Source organism: Serratia plymuthica, assembly GCF_018336935.1.
In the GTDB taxonomy this organism is placed as follows: Bacteria; Pseudomonadota; Gammaproteobacteria; order Enterobacterales; family Enterobacteriaceae; genus Serratia; species Serratia plymuthica_B.
Genome location: NZ_CP068771.1, coordinates 3,341,396 through 3,360,101 on the forward strand (window position 1 = coordinate 3,341,396; position 18,706 = coordinate 3,360,101).

The 18,706-nt window shown below is 55.9% G+C and carries 15 protein-coding genes, 4 tRNA genes and 2 other RNA genes; 4 read left to right on the top strand and 17 right to left on the bottom strand.

The genetic code is table 11. The features are described 5' to 3' along the window. Positions 1-287 precede the first annotated feature (287 nt). The 4 genes from hemC to hemY are packed head-to-tail and all read left to right on the top strand — an operon-like array spanning position 288 to position 4,311. Complete coding sequence (gene hemC / locus JK621_RS15620) at positions 288-1,229, top strand: hydroxymethylbilane synthase (RefSeq protein WP_212556761.1); 942 nt, start codon at positions 288-290, stop codon at positions 1,227-1,229. Continuing rightward, positions 1,226-1,966 carry a uroporphyrinogen-III synthase gene (hemD, locus tag JK621_RS15625; RefSeq protein ID WP_006318329.1) on the top strand — a complete coding sequence of 247 codons (741 nt, stop codon included), beginning with the start codon at positions 1,226-1,228 and terminating at the stop codon, positions 1,964-1,966. Before hemC ends, hemD begins: the two co-directional genes overlap by 4 nt. 23 nt (positions 1,967-1,989) lie before the next feature. Continuing rightward, complete coding sequence (hemX, locus tag JK621_RS15630) at positions 1,990-3,114, top strand: uroporphyrinogen-III C-methyltransferase (protein WP_212556762.1); 1,125 nt, start codon at positions 1,990-1,992, stop codon at positions 3,112-3,114. Positions 3,115-3,117: 3 nt separating this feature from the next. Further along, positions 3,118-4,311, top strand: a complete 1,194-nt coding sequence (gene hemY / locus JK621_RS15635; RefSeq protein WP_212556763.1) for a protoheme IX biogenesis protein HemY — start codon at positions 3,118-3,120, stop codon at positions 4,309-4,311. Positions 4,312-5,303: 992 nt separating this feature from the next. Here hemY and JK621_RS15640 read toward each other — a convergent pair. The 17 genes from JK621_RS15640 to wecB all read right to left on the bottom strand — a co-directional run bounded on the left by JK621_RS15640 (position 5,304) and on the right by wecB (position 18,698). Next, a non-coding RNA gene (locus tag JK621_RS15640) (RtT sRNA) lies at positions 5,304-5,433 on the bottom strand. A 33-nt stretch (positions 5,434-5,466) separates the two neighbouring features. Further along, a non-coding RNA gene (locus JK621_RS15645) (RtT sRNA) lies at positions 5,467-5,595 on the bottom strand. A gap of 32 nt (positions 5,596-5,627) precedes the next feature. After that, a tRNA-Pro gene (locus tag JK621_RS15650) sits at positions 5,628-5,704 on the bottom strand. Positions 5,705-5,779: 75 nt separating this feature from the next. After that, positions 5,780-5,866, bottom strand: a tRNA-Leu gene (locus JK621_RS15655). Between the two features lie 43 nt (positions 5,867-5,909). Continuing rightward, positions 5,910-5,985: transfer RNA gene (locus tag JK621_RS15660), tRNA-His, on the bottom strand. Positions 5,986-6,044: 59 nt separating this feature from the next. Further along, positions 6,045-6,121 (bottom strand) — tRNA-Arg (locus JK621_RS15665). Between the two features lie 135 nt (positions 6,122-6,256). Next, on the bottom strand, positions 6,257-7,660 hold the full coding sequence (gene thrP / locus JK621_RS15670) for a bifunctional threonine/serine APC transporter ThrP (protein ID WP_212556764.1): 1,404 nt from the start codon (positions 7,658-7,660) through the stop codon (positions 6,257-6,259). A 370-nt stretch (positions 7,661-8,030) separates the two neighbouring features. Beyond that, complete coding sequence (gene wecG / locus JK621_RS15675; RefSeq protein ID WP_212556765.1) at positions 8,031-8,771, bottom strand: lipopolysaccharide N-acetylmannosaminouronosyltransferase; 741 nt, start codon at positions 8,769-8,771, stop codon at positions 8,031-8,033. A gap of 14 nt (positions 8,772-8,785) precedes the next feature. Beyond that, the gene (gene wzyE / locus JK621_RS15680) at positions 8,786-10,162 is read right to left on the bottom strand and encodes an ECA oligosaccharide polymerase (RefSeq protein WP_212556766.1); all 1,377 of its coding nucleotides are present in this window, start codon (positions 10,160-10,162) and stop codon (positions 8,786-8,788) included. After that, the gene (locus JK621_RS15685) at positions 10,159-11,244 is read right to left on the bottom strand and encodes a TDP-N-acetylfucosamine:lipid II N-acetylfucosaminyltransferase (RefSeq protein ID WP_212556767.1); all 1,086 of its coding nucleotides are present in this window, start codon (positions 11,242-11,244) and stop codon (positions 10,159-10,161) included. Before JK621_RS15685 ends, wzyE begins: the two co-directional genes overlap by 4 nt. Then, complete coding sequence (gene wzxE / locus JK621_RS15690; protein ID WP_212556768.1) at positions 11,241-12,491, bottom strand: lipid III flippase WzxE; 1,251 nt, start codon at positions 12,489-12,491, stop codon at positions 11,241-11,243. Before wzxE ends, JK621_RS15685 begins: the two co-directional genes overlap by 4 nt. Before the next feature lies 1 nt (position 12,492). Further along, the gene (rffA, locus tag JK621_RS15695; protein ID WP_212556769.1) at positions 12,493-13,623 is read right to left on the bottom strand and encodes a dTDP-4-amino-4,6-dideoxygalactose transaminase; all 1,131 of its coding nucleotides are present in this window, start codon (positions 13,621-13,623) and stop codon (positions 12,493-12,495) included. Next, on the bottom strand, positions 13,610-14,335 hold the full coding sequence (gene rffC, locus JK621_RS15700; protein WP_212556770.1) for a dTDP-4-amino-4,6-dideoxy-D-galactose acyltransferase: 726 nt from the start codon (positions 14,333-14,335) through the stop codon (positions 13,610-13,612). Before rffC ends, rffA begins: the two co-directional genes overlap by 14 nt. Next, positions 14,313-15,194, bottom strand: a complete 882-nt coding sequence (gene rfbA / locus JK621_RS15705) for a glucose-1-phosphate thymidylyltransferase RfbA (protein ID WP_126479627.1) — start codon at positions 15,192-15,194, stop codon at positions 14,313-14,315. Before rfbA ends, rffC begins: the two co-directional genes overlap by 23 nt. Positions 15,195-15,244: 50 nt before the next feature. Next, entirely contained in the window at positions 15,245-16,318 is a 1,074-nt protein-coding gene (gene rffG / locus JK621_RS15710; RefSeq protein ID WP_212556771.1) for a dTDP-glucose 4,6-dehydratase, read from the bottom strand. Further along, complete coding sequence (wecC, locus tag JK621_RS15715) at positions 16,309-17,571, bottom strand: UDP-N-acetyl-D-mannosamine dehydrogenase (protein ID WP_212556772.1); 1,263 nt, start codon at positions 17,569-17,571, stop codon at positions 16,309-16,311. The genes rffG and wecC overlap by 10 nt, the downstream gene beginning before the upstream one ends. Beyond that, the gene (wecB, locus tag JK621_RS15720; RefSeq protein WP_065505701.1) at positions 17,568-18,698 is read right to left on the bottom strand and encodes a non-hydrolyzing UDP-N-acetylglucosamine 2-epimerase; all 1,131 of its coding nucleotides are present in this window, start codon (positions 18,696-18,698) and stop codon (positions 17,568-17,570) included. The genes wecC and wecB overlap by 4 nt, the downstream gene beginning before the upstream one ends. Positions 18,699-18,706: the final 8 nt, after the last annotated feature.

The window sequence follows — 18,706 nt, forward strand, 5'->3', positions numbered from 1 at the left end:
AGAAAAAACCCGTATTCCATAAGCGCCGTTTGTATTGGAAGAATATTTGGCAACTTATTGTCGGAAACGTGATCAATTTAACACCTTGCCGATTGACCGTAAAGGAGGTAACGCTCCACTATTATTGTAGCGCTTCCCTAAACGATTTACCCACAGTGTTAACTGCCCCAAAACACATCACACGTCCCGTTGATTCCGTTGTCCTTTCTCCGCCTGTGGCTTCTTGCACTGACAGTTTTCACACTCAGTGGTAGGATGGATGGCGAATTATAAAAACGGTAACAAGCATGTTAGACAAAATTATTCGAATTGCCACCCGACAAAGCCCACTCGCGCTCTGGCAAGCACATTATGTGCAACAGCGTCTGATGGCCAGCCACCCTGGCCTGCAGGTTGAACTGGTGCCAATGGTCACAAAGGGCGACATTATTCTGGATACGCCGCTGGCGAAGGTCGGCGGTAAAGGCCTGTTTGTTAAAGAACTTGAGTTGGCGCTGCTGGAAGGCCGGGCCGATATCGCCGTCCATTCGATGAAGGACGTCCCGATAGATTTCCCCGCCGGCCTGGGCCTGGTGACCATTTGTGAGCGTGACGATCCGCGCGACGCTTTTGTTTCCAATCGTTTCGCCTCGTTCGATCAGTTACCGCAGGGCAGCGTGGTTGGCACCTCAAGCCTGCGCCGTCAGTGCCAGTTGCGCGAACGCCGGCCGGATTTGATCGTGCGCGATTTGCGCGGCAACGTCGGTACCCGTTTGGCCAAGCTGGATAACGGCGATTACGACGCCATTATTCTGGCGGTCGCCGGGTTGAAACGTCTGGGGTTGGAGCAACGTATCCGCAGCCCATTGAGCCCCGAAGAGTGCCTGCCGGCAGTCGGTCAGGGTGCGGTGGGCATCGAATGCCGCCTCGACGATGACGCCACCCGCGCGCTGCTTGCACCGCTCAATCACACCGCAACCGATATCCGCGTGCGTGCCGAACGGGCGATGAATACGCGGTTGGAAGGCGGTTGCCAGGTGCCGATCGGCAGCTATGCCGAGCTGGAAGGCGACAGCCTGTGGCTGAGAGCCTTGGTCGGCTCACCGGACGGCAGCCAGATGGTGCGCGGCGAACGTCGCGGCCCGGCGGCCCTGGCCGAACAAATGGGCGTCGAGCTGGCGGAAGAACTGCTGGCGCGCGGCGCACGTGAAATCCTGCACGACGTTTATCAGGGAAATCCCCCGGCATGACGATTCTGGTAACCCGCCCCTCTCCTTTTGGAGAACAACTGGTGAGCCGCCTGCGCGCACTCGGCCGGGTTGCCTATCATGCCCCGTTGATCGATTTCGCTCCCGGCAGCGATCTGCCTAAACTGCCGCAGGCATTGCAGCAACTTAACGATGGCGATCTGGTGTTTGTCGTGTCGCAGCATTCGGTGAATTACGCCAACTCGGTCATCGGCCGCGCCGGGCTGACATGGCCGGCACGGTTGTCCTATTATGCTATTGGCCGTGCAACCGGGCTGGCGATGCACCGCATCAGCAGCCTGCCGGTGGAGTATCCGCGCGAGCAGGAGATCAGTGAAACGCTGTTGCTGCTGCCGGCATTGCAGAAGTTGGACGGCAAGCAAGCGCTGATACTGCGCGGCAACGGCGGGCGCGAGTTGCTCGGCAACCAGTTGAGCGAACGTGGTGCCAACGTCAGCTATTATGAATGTTATCAACGCAGCCCGGTGCACTATGATGGCAGTGAGCAAAGCGCCCACTGGCAGCGCGCCGGTGTTGATACGCTGGTCGTGACCAGCGGTGAAATGTTACAACAGCTCTATACTTTAGTTCCTGATTACTATCGCTCTTCGTGGCTGTTGCGTTGCCGCCTGATAGTAGTGAGCGAACGTCTGGCTACCCTTGCCCAGGAATTGGGCTGGAGCACGATTCGGGTAGCTGATAAAGCCGATAATGACGCGCTAATCCGCGCGCTACAATAAACCTGACTATGGGATGTGCCACTATGACGGAACAAAATACCCCATCCGCCCCGGTTGAAGAACCCACCCCAGCGGTTGAGACCTCCCAGCAGCCAGACGCTGACCGCCGCAAAGGGAAAAATACCGGTCCGGTACTCGGCGCGATCGCCATCGCGCTGGTCATCGCTCTGGGCGCGGGCGGTTATTACCACACACATCAGCAGGCACAACGGCTTATTGCCGCCAATCAAGCCTTGCAGCAGCAGCTCGACGGGCTGAAGCAAAGCCAGCAACAAGAAAGAAACGCGCTGGAAGGTCTGTTGCAACAACAGGGTAAAACGCTGGACGCCGCCGATCGCGAGCAAGCCACTCTGGCCCGGCAGCTTAACGAACTGCAGGAAAAGGTCGCGACCATCTCCGGCAGCGATGCCAAAACCTGGCTGCTGGCACAAGCCGATTTCCTGGTGAAAATGGCCGGGCGCAAGCTGTGGAGCGATCAGGACGTGACCAGTGCGGCGACGCTGTTGAAAAGCGCCGACGCCAGCCTGGCGGACATGAACGACCCAAGCCTGCTCGAGGTACGCCGCGCCATTACCGAAGACATCAGCACGCTCTCCACCCTGACCCAGGTCGATTTCGATGGCATCATTCTCAAGACCAATCAGTTGTCTAACCAGGTAGACAACCTGCGCCTGGCGGATAACGACAGAGATGAAGCGCCGATGGATCAGGACAGCAGCGAACTTTCCAGCTCGATTGGCGAATGGCGGCAGAACCTGAGCAAAAGCTGGCACAACTTTATGGCCGACTTTATTACCGTTCGCCGCCGCGATGCCAGCGCCGAACCGCTGCTGGCGCCGAATCAGGACATCTACCTGCGCGAAAATATCCGTTCGCGCCTGCTGGTGGCGGCGCAGGCTATCCCGCGTCATCAGAATGAGACCTACAAACAGTCGCTGGAAACCATTTCCACCTGGGTACGCGCCTACTTCGATACCACCGATCCGGCCACCAAAGCTTTTCTGGAGGAGTTGGATAGCCTGAGCCAGCAGTCGATCTCCATGGACGTGCCGGATCACCTGAAAAGCCAGCCGTTGCTGGAAAAACTGATGCAGACCCGGGTGCGCAATCTGCTGACCCAGTCCCCTGCCGCTCACCAGGAGGGATAAGCCATGTTACGCGTGCTATTTCTGTTCCTGGTACTGATCGCAAGCGTGGTGGTCGGGCCGATGCTGGCCGGCCATCAGGGCTATGTGCTGATCCAGACCGATAACTACAATGTCGAAACCAGCGTCACCGGCCTGGTGATCATGGCAGTGCTGTTCTTTGTCGTGCTGTTGGTGATCGAGTGGATCCTGCGCCGCCTCTTCCGCACTGGCGCCCGTACCCGCGGCTGGTTCCTTGGCCGCAAACGCAGCCGGGCGCGCAAACAAACCAAAGCCGCGCTGATCAAACTGGCTGAAGGGGATTACAAGCAGGTCGAAAAATTGCTGACGCGCAATGCCGACCACGCCGAACAGCCGGTAGTAAACTACCTGCTGGCAGCCGAAGCCGCACAGCAACGCGGTGATGCTTTCCGCACCAATCAGTATCTGGAGCGCGCAGCCGAGGCCGCCGATACCGATCAGTTACCGGTAGATATCACGCGCGTGCGCATTCAACTGGCGCAGGGGGAAAACCATGCCGCGCGTCACGGGGTCGATCGCCTGCTGAACCAGGCACCGCGTCATCCCGAAGTCTTGCGTCTGGCAGAGCAGGCTTATCTGCGCACCGGTGCCTTTGCCTCGCTGCTGGAAATTCTGCCGTCGATGGGCAAAATCAATTTGCACACCGAAGATGAGCTGCAAGCGCTGCAACAGCAGGCTTATATCGGCCTGATGAACCAGGCGATGGCGGATGAGGGCAGCGACGGCCTGAAGCGCTGGTGGAAAGATCAGAGCCGTAAAACCCGCCATGAAGTCCCGCTGCAAATTGCGATGGTAGAGCACCTGATCGAATGCAACGACCACGAAATGGCGCAGGAAATCGTGCTCGACAGCCTGAAACGTCAGTATGACGAACGTCTGGTGTTGTTGATCCCGCGTCTGAAGTCCGGCAATCCGGAACAACTGGAAAAAGCGCTGCGTCAGCAGATCAAACAGCATGGCGCTACGCCGTTGCTGAACAGTACGCTCGGTCAGTTGTTGATGAAACACGGTGAATGGCAGCAGGCCGCCGACGCATTCCGGGAGGCGCTGAAACAGCGTCCGGATGCCTACGACTACGCCTGGCTGGCTGATGTGCTGGATAAGTTGCACCGTTCGGACGAAGCCGCTCAAATGCGACGCGAAGGGCTGATGCTGACGCTGAAACATAACGGCGAATAACGCGACAACGCATTATCTTCAAGGCGCGCCCTCTGGTCGCGCCTTTTTTATTCTCTGTATCTTATGACTGAGACACACAGCCAACACAGATGCAGCCTCAGGTATGGCAACGACTTATACCCGAAATAATTGGAGCTGAATCAAGGCGGCAAGTTTGTAAATCCCCAGGAGCTTACTCAGGTAAGTGACTGGGGTGCACAAACGCAGCCAACACAGATGCAGCTTCAAGTATGACAACGACTTCTACCCGAAATAATTGGAGCTGAATCAAGGCGGCAAGTTTGTAAATCCCCAGGAGCTTACACAGGTAAGTGACTGGGGTGCACAAACGCAGCCAACACAGATGCAGCTTCAAGTATGAAGGGTATTAGGCAAAAAAAAACACTTGCCGCAGTGGCAAGTGTATAAAAAAGCAATCAGGTCTAGGACAACAGGGGCGGTGCCTCACTCAACGTTATGCCCGGAGTGTGATGTCAGCAGTTGCAAACAACGCTGTCATCGTTCTGGTGGACAATAGGCACCCTAAATCGGCTCTGCATCATTCCCAGGGTTTATGAAGCCTAAGCAAACATAAGAGGTGGAATGAGCATCTACAGAATAGATATTGCACGTGGCGTGCCAACTTCAGGCAGATGCGCGCCGGACTTTGCATAAAACCCTCTATTCTATTGAATTAAAAAACATTTAATTATTTTCACACCGATGGCGCCGTTCGTTATCCTGCGCCATTCTCTTGGTCTGCCGCAGCCAACTATGTCGCCTTAGAACGACGACTTAAGTTAAAGTGATTTTTATATAATAAAATCATCACGTTATATGTCTCAACCTGACGACAATGCATGATGCCCATGTCGCTGAAACCCAACGACATGCCAAAACACGCAGACAGGAAGACAAAGGACAAAGGACAAAGGACAAAACTGAAGAAAATAAAAGTGCGGATTACAGAAAGCGAAAAGCCCGTTCATTGCTGAACGGGCTTTTTCTGAATGTGGTCGGCGAGAGAGGATTACGCGCATCTGCGATGCTTGCCCTACGGGCCGTTGCTGAAGCAACGTGGTCTCGCTGCGCTCGGCTCAAACCTCCTTCGGAGGTTCTCATCCTCTTGAACTCCAGACGAAAAAAAACCTGCTTAAAAAGCAGGTTTCTTGAATGTGGTCGGCGAGAGAGGATTACGCGCATCTGCGATGCTTGCCCTGCGGGCCGTTGCTAAAGCAACGTGGTCTCGCTGCGCTCGGCTCGAACCTCCTTCGGAGGTACTCATCCTCATAAACTACAGGCGTAAAAAAACCGACTTTCGTCGGTTTCTTTGAATGTGGTCGGCGAGAGAGGATTCGAACCTCCGACCCACTGGTCCCAAACCAGTTGCGCTACCAAGCTGCGCTACTCGCCGATTTCTTGTTGCAGATACTACTGAATTTTATCGCTTATGTCTATGTAAATATTAAAATTTATCAGACATTTTGTGTGGTGCGAAGAGAGGGACTTGAACCCTCACGTCCGTAAGAACACTAACACCTGAAGCTAGCGCGTCTACCAATTCCGCCACCTTCGCACAGTCACAAAACAGCTTACAATTCTTCACTTCTCTTAGGAAGTGGGGTGGCTAATGGGACTCGAACCCACGACAACTGGAATCACAATCCAGGGCTCTACCAACTGAGCTATAGCCACCATTACTTCTTAACTTCACGCGGTAATACTACCACCGCAGCTCTTGCACACAAACTTAATGGTGCGCCCGACAGGATTCGAACCTGAGACCTCTGCCTCCGGAGGGCAGCGCTCTATCCAGCTGAGCTACGGGCGCGTAGCGCCGTTGCGGGAGGGGATACTACGGATTTAACCCAATCCTGTCTAGTGCTTTTTCGAAGAAATGTTGCGTTTGATTACGCTTTGCTCACTCCCACGCCGAAAAGCGCTATCCGTAGCCCCTTTTCACCGGTTATTGCTGCGTTTCTGCCCGTTTTTCAGCCGGATGATGTTTCTTGTGCATGCCGAAAGCAAAGTAGCACAGGCTAACACCCGCCAAGAAAATCGCCCCCACCAACAGAGAAATACGCGTATCAGGGTTAATTCCCATGCCAATCAGTACGCAGACCAGGAAAACGATGGTCAGATAGTTCACATACGGGAACATCACTGACTTGAAGCCGTGGGTTTTGATCGCTTCTTTATGAGCGCGACGGAAGTACAGTTGGCTAATCAACACCACAAACCACGGCACCATACCGGGCAGCACGCTGGCGCTGTAGACATAGACAAATACCTGCTGCGGATTCGGAATGAGGTAATTCAGCCCTGAGCCGACCAGCAGGCAGACGATGGTCACGGCAATGCAGTTCACCGGCACACCGCTGGCGGACAGCTTGGTTAAGGAAGCGGGCAGTTGGCGGTTCTTGGCCAGGGCATACAGCATGCGGCCACCGCTGTACATGCCGCTGTTGCAGCCGGACAGCGCCGCAGTCAGCACCACGAAGTTGATGATTCCCGCGGCGGCGACGATACCGATCTTGGCGAAGGTCAGCACGAACGGGCTGCCGATAGTGCCGATACCGTTCCATGGGAAGATAGTGACGATGACGAAGATGGCGCCGACATAGAAGATCAGAATGCGCCACAGGATATTGTTAATCGCGCGTTTCAGCGTAACCTGCGGGTTCTTGGCCTCGCCGGCGGTAATACCGACCAGCTCAACCCCCTGATAGGAGGCCACAACGATACACAGCGCGAACAGGAAGCCCTTCCAACCGCCGGCAAAGAAGCCGCCGTGCTGCGTAAGATTGGCAAAACCGATCGGCTCGCCACCGTTGCCAAAGCCAAAGAAGATCACTCCCAGTCCCACCAGAATCATCACAATGATGGTGGTCACCTTAATCATGGCAAACCAGAACTCCAGCTCGCCGTACAGGCGCACCGCCGCCAGGTTGGCCAACGCCACCATCGCCACGGCGATCAACGCCGGCACCCACTGCGGGATTTCCGGGAACCAGAACTGGACATAGACCCCAATGGCGGTGATTTCGGAGATGCCAACGGCAATCCACATAAACCAATAGCCCCAGGCGGTGAGGTAACCGAAATACGGCCCCATATATTTATGCGCATAAACGGCAAAAGAACCCGCTACCGGCTCCAGGAACAGCATTTCGCCCATCGAACGCATAATAAAGAACACGAACAGCCCGGCGATGATATAGGCCAACAAGACCGACGGCCCCGCCCATTTCAGCGTGCTGGCCGACCCCATAAACAGACCGACACCGATGGTGCCACCCAGAGCGATCAGCTCAATATGCCGGGCCTCTAGCCCCCGGTGCAGTCCTTGCGGTTTTTCTTTGTGTGCCATAGATCCTCAATGATGTCTTTTTGATTGTGTTTGCATGCCGGCCGCTGCCGGTCGTTATTGTTTTTTGATGAAAATAGAGTAAATCATCCCCCGCCGCTTTGGCTGACATCAATGTTTGATCGGGGCGATCTTACGGCGAGAAAAACGTCGTTCAGCGCTGCCACTCCGGGCGCCAGCAACTGGGGATAATTTCCGGACGGTATCGTTTCGCATTTTGCCGCTATAAGCAAACCGCAACTTAAAACTTTATGGAATAAATGAGGGTGGGCTTAGGGTCTGAGGTTATAGAGGTGCTGGCTAATACGTCATCAAGCAGCTTATTTGAACAAGTGAATACGCCAGGGCAGCACAATACACCCCGACGTACTCATCACATCTTGCCGCGGTAGTAGTAACCCACAAATTTCAGCAGTTTCAGTTGGCGACCAATCCGGCTGGGTTGACTGAGCAGCCGGTAAAGCCACTCCAGGCCAAGATTCTGCCATACCTTTGGCGCACGCTTCACGTGACCGGTGAACACGTCGTAGGTCCCGCCCACGCCCATATACAACGCTTGCGGATGCGCCTTGCGGCAGTCGCGCATCAGGATTTCCTGTTTCGGCGATCCCATGGCAACCGTCACTATAGCGGCGCCGCTGACGCGGATGCGTTCAAACAGCGCATCGCGCTGTTCGGGCTTGAAGTAACCATCCTGGCTGCCGACCAGATTCACATTCCACTGGCTGCGCAACTTCTGCTCGGTTTCCGCCAGTACCGAAGGTTTGCCGCCAATCAGGAACACCGGCGTCCCCTCACGGCCGGCACGCTGCATCAGCGCTTCCCACAGATCGGCGCCCGCCACGCGCGACACCTCGGCGCCCGGATATTTGCGGCGGATTGATCGCACCATGCTGATACCGTCGGCATACTTGTATTCCGCTTCGTCCAGCAATGCATGCAGCGCGGTATCCTCCTCCGCCTTCAGTATCTTTTCTGCGTTCATTGCCACCAGCGTGCCCTGTTTTACCTGACCGCCGTCAAACAGAAAATCCATGCATTGCGCCATATCGCGGAATCCCCAAAGGCTGAAACCGCGCAGCTCATATTTGGGAACCCTAATAGTTGCTTCCATCGTTATTCTTATCCTTACAGAAGACCGTTGGCGCGCGGGGAGGATGCCGGCGATGCCAGCCTGCGTGAACGCAGCACCCGTGCCTTAATCAAACCGGCAGCGTCGAACAGCCAGTACAGCAATTTCGCCATAAGCAAACAGGCGCCAAAAATAAGGCAGAAGAACACCACCCGCGAGACAAACGAATCCACGCCTTCCCTCGCCAAGACGATAATGTTGAACACAGCGCCAAAACAGAAACTCTGCAATATCGCCGCCTTATAGCGGTTAGGCTCGCTTTTGCCCATTTCGTATAGCCAGTCGAACCATTTGATGATCATGCCAACCAACACGGCGCCGACAGGGATAAACAACGCGCCGCCCATCACCACCAGCGACCCGATCAGCGTCGGTGAGATCGCCAGGCCAGAATGGTTATCCAAGACTTCCCAGGTGAAATAGTTGGCGGTATTCAGCACCGTATCCGGACGGCCCGGCCACAGCCAGGCCGGAATGAACACGTAGAAGTCACGCACTATCGGCGCCAACCCCTGGAAGTCGATTTTGTCGTAGTTTTGCAGCAACAACGCCAGGTTTTCCCATGGCGAGAACGTGTCTCGCGTCAGGTAAAGGAAGGTGTAAAACGCTTCAGAACCGCTGACGTCCAGGCTGTAACGCTTTAACGCCAGCCAGAACATGCCGACGATGCCGAACACGCCGGCGGCCACCAGCATCCACAGCGAAATCCAGCCGCGCACGATGCCGATAAACAAAAACAGCGAGAAAGCGATGATGATATTGGCGCGAGTACCGCCGACAATCACGTAGGTCAGGATACCGAAGGCCACCGTAGCCGCCAGGAAGAAGAACCAGGCGCGCAGATCCTGTTTCAGGAAATACACCACCAGCATTGCCGGAATAAAGAAATAGAAGAACCGCTTGAGCGCTACGCCGGATACGTCGCTGGAGAAAATCTGGCTATAAGAGTTGAGCTTGAACAGCAGAAAACCGTTTTGCATGAAGAAAATGCCAACGGTGCCGATCGCCACCAGCGCCAGCAGTATCCAGGTCAGATTGGTTTCCACCCGGTTCATGGTAAATACCGGCTTACGCGGCCGCACGCTGGGCTTGCGCAGCCGGGTTTTATAACTGACGTAATAAATTGCGTAAAACGCGGTAGCGGAGAGAATGGCGTACAGCAGGAACTCGACCGGCACCACCTCAACGTCGAACTGAAACACCAACAGACACGTCAGCGGAAAGCCGAAGTAAAACGTCAGCAAATACAGCAGCGAAAAGAACACGTTGAAGTTAAAGCGGATACGCCGAAACTCCTGATAGGTCAGAGTAAGGATAAACAGCACGCTGACCAGATAGACGACAAACAATCCGCCAAATTGCGCCAACGTCATGAGCCTTCCCCCGCAGCCAGAGCCAATGCCTGTTGCCAGCCATCAATGTAGTTTGGATTAAAGAAAGCGATCGCCTGTTTATCTACCGATGCCAGTTGGCGCTGCGCCTCGCGCACCACCGCCTCATCCAGCGAATCGCCGTAGAACAATACCGGCAAATGCTGCTCCGCCAAATCCTGCCAGAACGGGTTATGTCGGCTGAGCACGAACGGCACGCCGAACTGAATCAGCAAACACAGGGTACCGATACCCTGCTGGCGGTTAAAAATAAAGTAGCCGAGATCGCACTCACGCAAAATGTTCAGGTAATCGTCGAACGCCACCTGTTGCGTCAGCAACTGCAGGTTCTTGTCGCCGAACAATTGCAGCCCGGCGCTACGCACTTGCTCAATGTAGACGTCGTTGTTGGTCGGATACCCCATCGGCAGGATCACGCGCACGTCCGCACCGAACTGCTGGTGAATCGCCTTCAGCGCTTCAACGTGGCGGTTGGTGCGATCGCCGGAATTCCCTACCAGAATGGTCATTGGCCCGGCCAGGTTTTTCTCTGCGCTAATGCCGGTCAGCGCCGGATCCATTCGCGTTGGAAAATACAACAGCGAGGCCGGCACGCGCGCATGGCGCTGCTGGTAATGGATCACGTCGCCGCGGGTAGCAAATACACGTGCTACCCGCCCCTGCGCGATGCGGCGCAGTAAATAGAACAGGCGAAATTTCCAATGGGTGGCATCCTCATACAGATCCGCGCCCCAGATATGCCAGCTCGCCTGGCGAGTTTTGATTTTACCGCTCAGCAGCGCCAGCCACAGCGCAGGATTAAACTGCCCATGCAGGAAGAAACGCTGATTCCGATCGCCCTGAGCGCGAGAGATGACCGCCGCCGCCAGGCTTTTCTTATCCGGGAAAGCCTCGATGCTCAGCTCGGGAAAATCGCCCAACGCCGCTACGTCTCTGGCCGCCACCATAAAATGGCGCGTCTGTTCGGGCGGCAGGCGCTTCGCCAACACGTCGTTGAAGAAACGCAACACCGTCTGATTGTGATGCGGGATATCAGATCCCAATACGTGAATCAGTATGGTCATACTCGTCTACGATAAAGAATGAATACGCAGCTACAGAGCGCGAAATACACGATGTAGGTTGCCATGTAGGCCTGTGCCGCACCCAGTGCGCCGTGCAAGGGGATCAGCCAGTGCGAAAACAGCGTCAGCAGCAGAAACTGGCTGACTTCCGTCAGGATGTAAAAACGCAACGACGCCTTGGCGATAACCAGGTAGCCAAACACATAAGCGCCGACCTTAAGTACATCCCCTACCAGTTGCCAGGCGAACAAATCGCGCATGGCGACGAACTTGTCCGTGAACAGCAACCAGATGGCGACGTCGCGCAGCAGCCAGACGGTGAAACTCGCCGCCGCCACGGCGGGCAGCACAAACTTCAACGAACGCACAATCTCCTGCGAGATGGCGCTTTTGTCCTTCAGGCGCGACAGCGTTGGCAGCAGATAGACGGTAAACGAAGCGGTGATAAATTGCAGATAAGCGTCGGAAATGCTGCTGACGCCCTGCCAAATCCCCACCTCATCCCAACTGTAATGGCTGGCCAGCAGGTTACGCATCATCACATAGGCCACCGGCAGCGTCACTGAGGTAATCAGCGCCATAATGGTGAACTTGCCGAGATGACTGGCCAGCGCCTTGTCCCAGGCCAGCGCCAGGTAGCGCAGCGGCAAGGTCTTGCGCCGCCACAGCAGGAAGCCGGCGGGCAATACCGCCAATGCCGGCACCAGCGCCAACCCCGCGAGCGCGCCTTCATAACCGCCCAGCTTAAAGCACAGGTAGTACGCCACCACGCCAATCAGGCTGCCGCCAATCACCGCCAACGCATTGCCCATCGCATCGCGGTAGCCTTTCAGCACCGCCATAAACAGGTTGGCGTAGGCGATACCCATCTGAATAAAGGCCACCGCACGCACCACGTTCACATACTCTGCGTGGCCGAACAGCGCAATGCTGATGGGAACGGCTGCGAATAAAAACACCAGCGCCAACAGCGTGGAGAAGCCCAGCACGATAGTCGACGCCGTGCCGACCGCCAGCCTCAACCGCTGCGGATCCTGATGGTATTCGGCGACGTATTTCGTGATGCCGTTAAAAATCCCGGCGCCGGACAGCACACCCAGCACGGTGATCAACTGGCGGAAGTTACCCGCCTGCCCAACGCCGCTGGGGCCAAACGCCACCGCCAGCAGTTTCACCACCAATAACCCCACGCCGATTTTGATCAGCGTGGAGCCGGCGGTCCAAATCGATGCTTTTGCCAACGACATATCAGGCGAAGAAACTAAGAATGGTATTGATCACCGTACGCTGATTAGCATCAGACATATTGTAGAACAGCGGCAGACGCACCAGGCGCGCGCTTTCCTGGCTGGTGAAGCGGTCTTCGCCGGCAAAGCGGCCGAAACGATCGCCCGCCGGGCAGTCATGCAGCGGAATGTAATGGAACACCGCCATGATTTCGGCTTCTTTCAGATAATCGATAAACGCCGTGCGGTCTTCAATATCGCGCAGTTTGATATAGAACATATGCGCATTCTGCACGCAGTCCGCCGGAATGCTCGGCAATACGATGCGGCCGGCCTCGGCCAGCGGCAGGAAGCTATCGTAATACTTCTGCCATAGCGCCAGGCGGCGCTGGTTGATGCGATCGGCAACCTCGAGCTGGCCCCACAGGTAAGCGGCCTGCAGATCTGACATCAGGTAGCTGGAACCGATATCGCGCCAGGTGTACTTGTCGACCTGACCACGGAAGAACTGGCTGCGGTTGGTGCCCTTCTCGCGAATGACTTCCGCCCGGTCGATCAGCGCCGGATCGTTAATCAGCGTGGCACCGCCCTCACCGCCTGCGGTGTAGTTTTTGGTTTCATGGAAGCTGAAACAGCCAATATGGCCGATGGTGCCGAGCGCCTTACCTTTATAGGTCGACATCACGCCCTGTGCGGCATCTTCCACCACGTACAAGTTGTATTTTTTCGCCAGCGCCATGATGGTGTCCATCTCGCAGGCCACGCCGGCGTAATGAACCGGCACAATGGCGCGGGTTTTATCGGTGATCGCCGCTTCGATTTTGCTCTCATCGATGTTCATGGTGTCCGGACGCAAGTCAACGAACACCACTTTAGCGCCGCGCAGCACGAAAGCGTTGGCGGTTGAAACAAAGGTGAAGCTCGGCATGATCACTTCATCGCCCGGCTGAATATCCAGCAGGATCGCCGCCATCTCCAGCGAGGCGGTGCAGGAAGGCGTCAACAGCACCTTCGGGCAACCAAAACGCTGCTCCATCCACTGTTGGCAGCGACGGGTAAAACCTCCATCGCCACACAGTTTGCCACTGCTCATTGCAGCCTGCATATACTCAAGTTCGGTGCCAACAACCGGTGGTGCGTTAAATGGGATCATGTTTTCCTCTGTATAACCAATACGAGGTGCTTTCGATAGCGGCACCCTGTCGTTGATAGAGCCGTAACGCGGCGATATTACCTATCTGGGTGGCGACCCGCAGGCGCTGCAGCGACCGGCACTCTGCGATAGCCGCCGCCATCAATCGGGAGCCAATCCCTTTGCCGGATGCGCCGGGAAACGCCGCTAAAAGGCCGATTCGTGCCTCCTGGCCACCGATATCACGCAGGCTGACAAACCCTTCAGGCTGCCCGGCTTCGTCCAGCGCCAGCAGGCACTGGTGATCAAATGTCCCCAATACCGCTTTTTCTATCCACATGGCATAGAAACGGCCGCTGTCATTAGCGTCATACCAGGGCGCACGAAAACGGCTGGCGGTGAACACCCCGGCCGCCGCGTCACGCAGCGCCGGGATATCGCCCGGCACTGCCGGGCGAATGGTCCCTGGCGACACAGTCTGAGATGAAGCACATTCCGTGCCGATATTCAGTACCAGATCGACTTCGCCTTCAACCAGTTGAAACCCCAACCCGGCCAATCCATCCGCCCAGGCCGTTTGATGCGCAGGGATTTTGGCCTGCACCAATGCGTAGGCATTCAAATCGGCTTCAGCGAGTATGGGGGCTGCAGTGGCAAAATTGAGCTTTGCGCTGTTAAGGGCAAAAAACTCTGTTTCCCAGGCTAAGGGCTCAATACTGGCGCGGACGTGCATGCAATAAATCCAGCAGATACTTACCGTAACCGGTTTTAAGCAAGGATTGCGCGGCGCGTTTCACACCGTCATCGTCCAGCCAGCCATTGCGCCAGGCAATCTCTTCCAGGCAGGCAATTTTAAAGCCCTGGCGTTTTTCCACTGTCTGCACAAAGCTGCTGGCTTCCAGCAGGCTGTCGTGTGTGCCGGTATCCAGCCAGGCGAAACCACGGCCCAACAGCTCGACGGTCAGTTCACCACGCTCCAGGTACATCTGGTTAATGCTGGTGATTTCCAGCTCGCCGCGCTCGGAAGGTTTTACCTGTTTGGCAAACTCCACGACCTGACTGTCGTAGAAATACAGGCCGGTCACCGCCCAATTGGATTTAGGTTGTTGCGGTTTTTCCTCGATCGACAGGGCGCGGAAATTATCGTCAAATTCCACGACACCGAAGCGCTCAGGATCCATCACCTGATAGCCGAACACGGTAGCGCCTTGCGTACGGGCGGCGACAGTTTTCAGTTTCGGGCTAAACCCTTGGCCAAAGTAGATATTATCACCCAGCACCAGGCAGCTCGGTTCGCCGGCCAGGAACTCTTCACCAATTAAAAATGCCTGCGCCAGGCCATCTGGGCTAGGTTGTTCGGCATAACTGAGGGTAATGCCGAACTCTTCTCCAGAGCCCAGCAAGCGTCTGAATGAGGGTAAATCTTCCGGGGTGGAGATGATCAGAATGTCGCGGATCCCCGCCAGCATCAGCACCGACAGCGGATAGTAAATCATCGGCTTGTCGTAGATAGGCAGCAGTTGCTTGGATACGCCACGGGTAATCGGGTGCAGGCGTGTGCCGGAGCCGCCCGCCAGAATAATACCTTTCATACTCACTCCAGACTTCACAGGGCCGCCAAACGGCAGCGGCCTCGCCAAATTTAGTCGGATAAACCTAAACGTTCACCCGCATAGGAACCGTCCTGAACGCGTCGCCACCAGGTTTCGTTGTTCAGATACCAGGAAACCGTTTTGCGAATGCCGCTTTCAAAGGTTTCCTGCGGCCGCCAGCCCAGTTCCCGGTCAATTTTCCCGGCATCGATCGCGTAGCGCATATCATGACCTGGGCGATCCTTGACGTAAGTAATCAGGTCGCGGTATTTCTTCACGCCCAGCGGCTTGTTCGGGGCCAGTTCTTCCAACAGATCGCAGAGGGTGTGTACCACCTCGATATTCTTGCGCTCGTTGTGGCCGCCGATATTGTAGGTTTCACCTACCACACCTTCGGTAACAACCTGGTACAACGCGCGCGCATGGTCTTCAACATACAGCCAATCGCGGACTTGCGCGCCGTCGCCATATACCGGCAATGGCTTGCCGGCAACGGCATTCAGGATCACCAACGGGATCAGTTTCTCCGGGAAGTGATACGGGCCGTAGTTATTGGAACAGTTAGTGACGATGGTCGGCAGGCCGTAGGTTCGCAACCAGGCGCGCACCAGATGATCGCTGGAGGCTTTAGAGGCCGAATACGGGCTGCTCGGCGAATAAGGCGTGGTTTCGGTGAACAGATCGTCCGTGCCATGCAGATCGCCATACACTTCGTCGGTGGAAATGTGGTGAAAGCGGAAATTCTGCTTCTTCTCCGCATCCAGCGATTGCCAATACTGGCGGGCCGCTTCCAGCAGGGTGTAGGTCCCCACCACGTTGGTTTCAATAAATGCCGCCGGGCCGTCGATCGAACGATCGACATGGCTTTCCGCCGCCAGGTGCATGATCACATCCGGCCGATACTGGGCAAATACCCGATCCAACGCCGTGCGATCGCAGATATCCACCTGTTCAAACGCATAGCGTTCGTTATCGGCAATCACCGCAAGCGACTCCAGATTGCCCGCGTAAGTGAGCTTATCTACCACCACGACGCTGTCTTGCGTGGCTTCAATGATATGCCTCACGACGGCGGAACCAATAAAGCCGGCGCCTCCAGTGACTAAAATACGTTTCAACGCCATACCCCTTTGGTATCCACTACCCAGGATTGCGTAATCTCTTCCGGCTTGATCGCTTTGAATTGCTTATGGTCGACCAGCATTACGATCACATCCGCCTGCTGCAAGGCATCGGCCAACGCTTTCAGCGTCACGTGACCGGCCAGAGATTTCGGCAACTGCTCAACATTGGGTTCTACCACCAAGGTTTCGCCGACGTGCCAGTCAGCAATCAGATGCGCCACTTCCACCGCCGGGCTTTCGCGCAAATCGTCGATATTCGGCTTGAAAGCCAGACCGAAACAGGCAATTTTCACTTCTGAAGCGCGCTTGTCGGTGGCCGCCAGACAGTCGGCAACGGCGGCTTTCACCCGGTCAACCACCCACAGTGGTTTTCCGTCATTCACCAGACGTGCGGTATGGATCAGGCGCGCCTGCTGCGGATTTTGCGACACGATAAACCACGGATCGACCGCGATGCAGTGGCCACCGACGCCAGGACCCGGCTGCAGGATATTCACCCGCGGATGGCGATTCGCCAGACGGATAAGTTCCCAGACGTTGATGCCCTGCTCGGCGCAAATCAGCGACAGCTCATTCGCAAAGGCGATATTCACGTCGCGGAAACTGTTTTCGGTCAGTTTGCACATCTCGGCGGTGCGTGAATTAGTCACCACACATTCACCTTCAAGGAAAATCTTGTACAGCTCGCTGGCGCGATCCGAGCATTTTGGCGTCATGCCGCCAATAACGCGATCGTTCTGAATCAGCTCAACCATCACCTGCCCCGGCAGCACACGCTCCGGACAGTAAGCAATATTCACATCGGCAGCTTCACCCGTCTGCTGCGGGAAGCTGAGATCGCTGCGCGCCTCGGCCAGCCACTGCGCCATCTGTTCGGTAGCCCCCACCGGAGAGGTGGACTCCAGGATAACCAGATCACCCTTTTTCAGTACCGGCGCCAGTGATTTGGCGGCAGCCTCGACATAAGCCAGATCGGGCTCATGATCGCCTTTAAACGGCGTAGGTACCGCGATCAGAAAAGCGTCCGCGGCCAAGGGTTTGGTCACCGCCTGCAGATAACCGCCGTCGACGGCCTCTTTAACCACTTTATCCAGATCGGGTTCAACGATATGAATCGCGCCGCGGTTAATGGTATCTACCGCATGCTGGTTAACATCTACGCCGACCACTTTTTTCTTGCGCGAGGCAAACGCCGCCGCCGTTGGCAGACCGATATACCCCAGGCCGATAACCGAAATAGTGTTAAAACTCATAGTGTCACCTGATGATTCTTCAAAGCTGCGAGAATACGCTGGCAGGCATGCCCGTCACCGTAAGGGTTATGCGCCCGGCTCATGGCGTGATATTCCTTTTCATCCGTCAACAGCCGGGTCACCGCATCAACAATTTTAGCCACGTCGGTGCCGACCAGGCGGACCGTACCCGCATCCACCGCTTCCGGCCGTTCGGTAGTGTCACGCATTACCAGCACAGGTTTACCCAATGACGGCGCTTCCTCCTGGATACCGCCGGAGTCGGTCAGGATCATATAAGCGTTAGCCATCAGATACACGAACGGCAAGTAATCCTGCGGATCGATCAGGATAATGTTATCAATCCCTTTCAGAATGCGGTTGACCGGCTCGCTTACGTTCGGGTTGAGATGTACCGGGTACACCACCTGTACGTCAGGATGAGTACGGGCGATTTCTGCCAGCGCGCTGCAAATCCGCTCAAACCCGCCGCCGAAGCTTTCGCGACGGTGGCCCGTCACCAGGATCAACTTCTTGCTGGCATCCAGGAACGGGTAGCGCTGCGCCAGGCCATCATGCACGGCGGCATCACCCATTACACGATCGCGCACCCAGAACAACGCATCGATAACCGTGTTGCCGGTGACGAAAATATGATCGTCCGGCAACAGTTCGCGCAGCAGGTTCTGGCGTGAATTTTCCGTCGGTGCAAAATGATACATCGCCAGATGACCGGTCAGCTTGCGGTTGGCCTCTTCCGGCCACGGCGAGTACAGATCGCCGGTGCGCAAGCCCGCCTCCACGTGTCCAACCGGGATACGCTGATAAAAAGCCGCCAGGCTGGTCGCCAGCGTGGTGGTTGTGTCACCGTGGACCAGCACCACATCCGGCTTGAACTCTTCCAGAACGCCTTTCAGGCCTTCCAAAATGCGACAGGTAATCTCACTCAGTCCCTGGCCGGGCTTCATGATGTTCAGATCGTAATCAGGCACGATTTCAAATAACCGCAACACTTGATCCAACATCTCACGATGCTGTGCCGTTACGCAGACTCTTGATTCAAAGGCTTCATCCTGAGCCAGGGCATGTACCAGCGGTGCCATCTTGATGGCTTCAGGCCTGGTGCCGAAAACAGTCAACACTTTCACAGCGAATC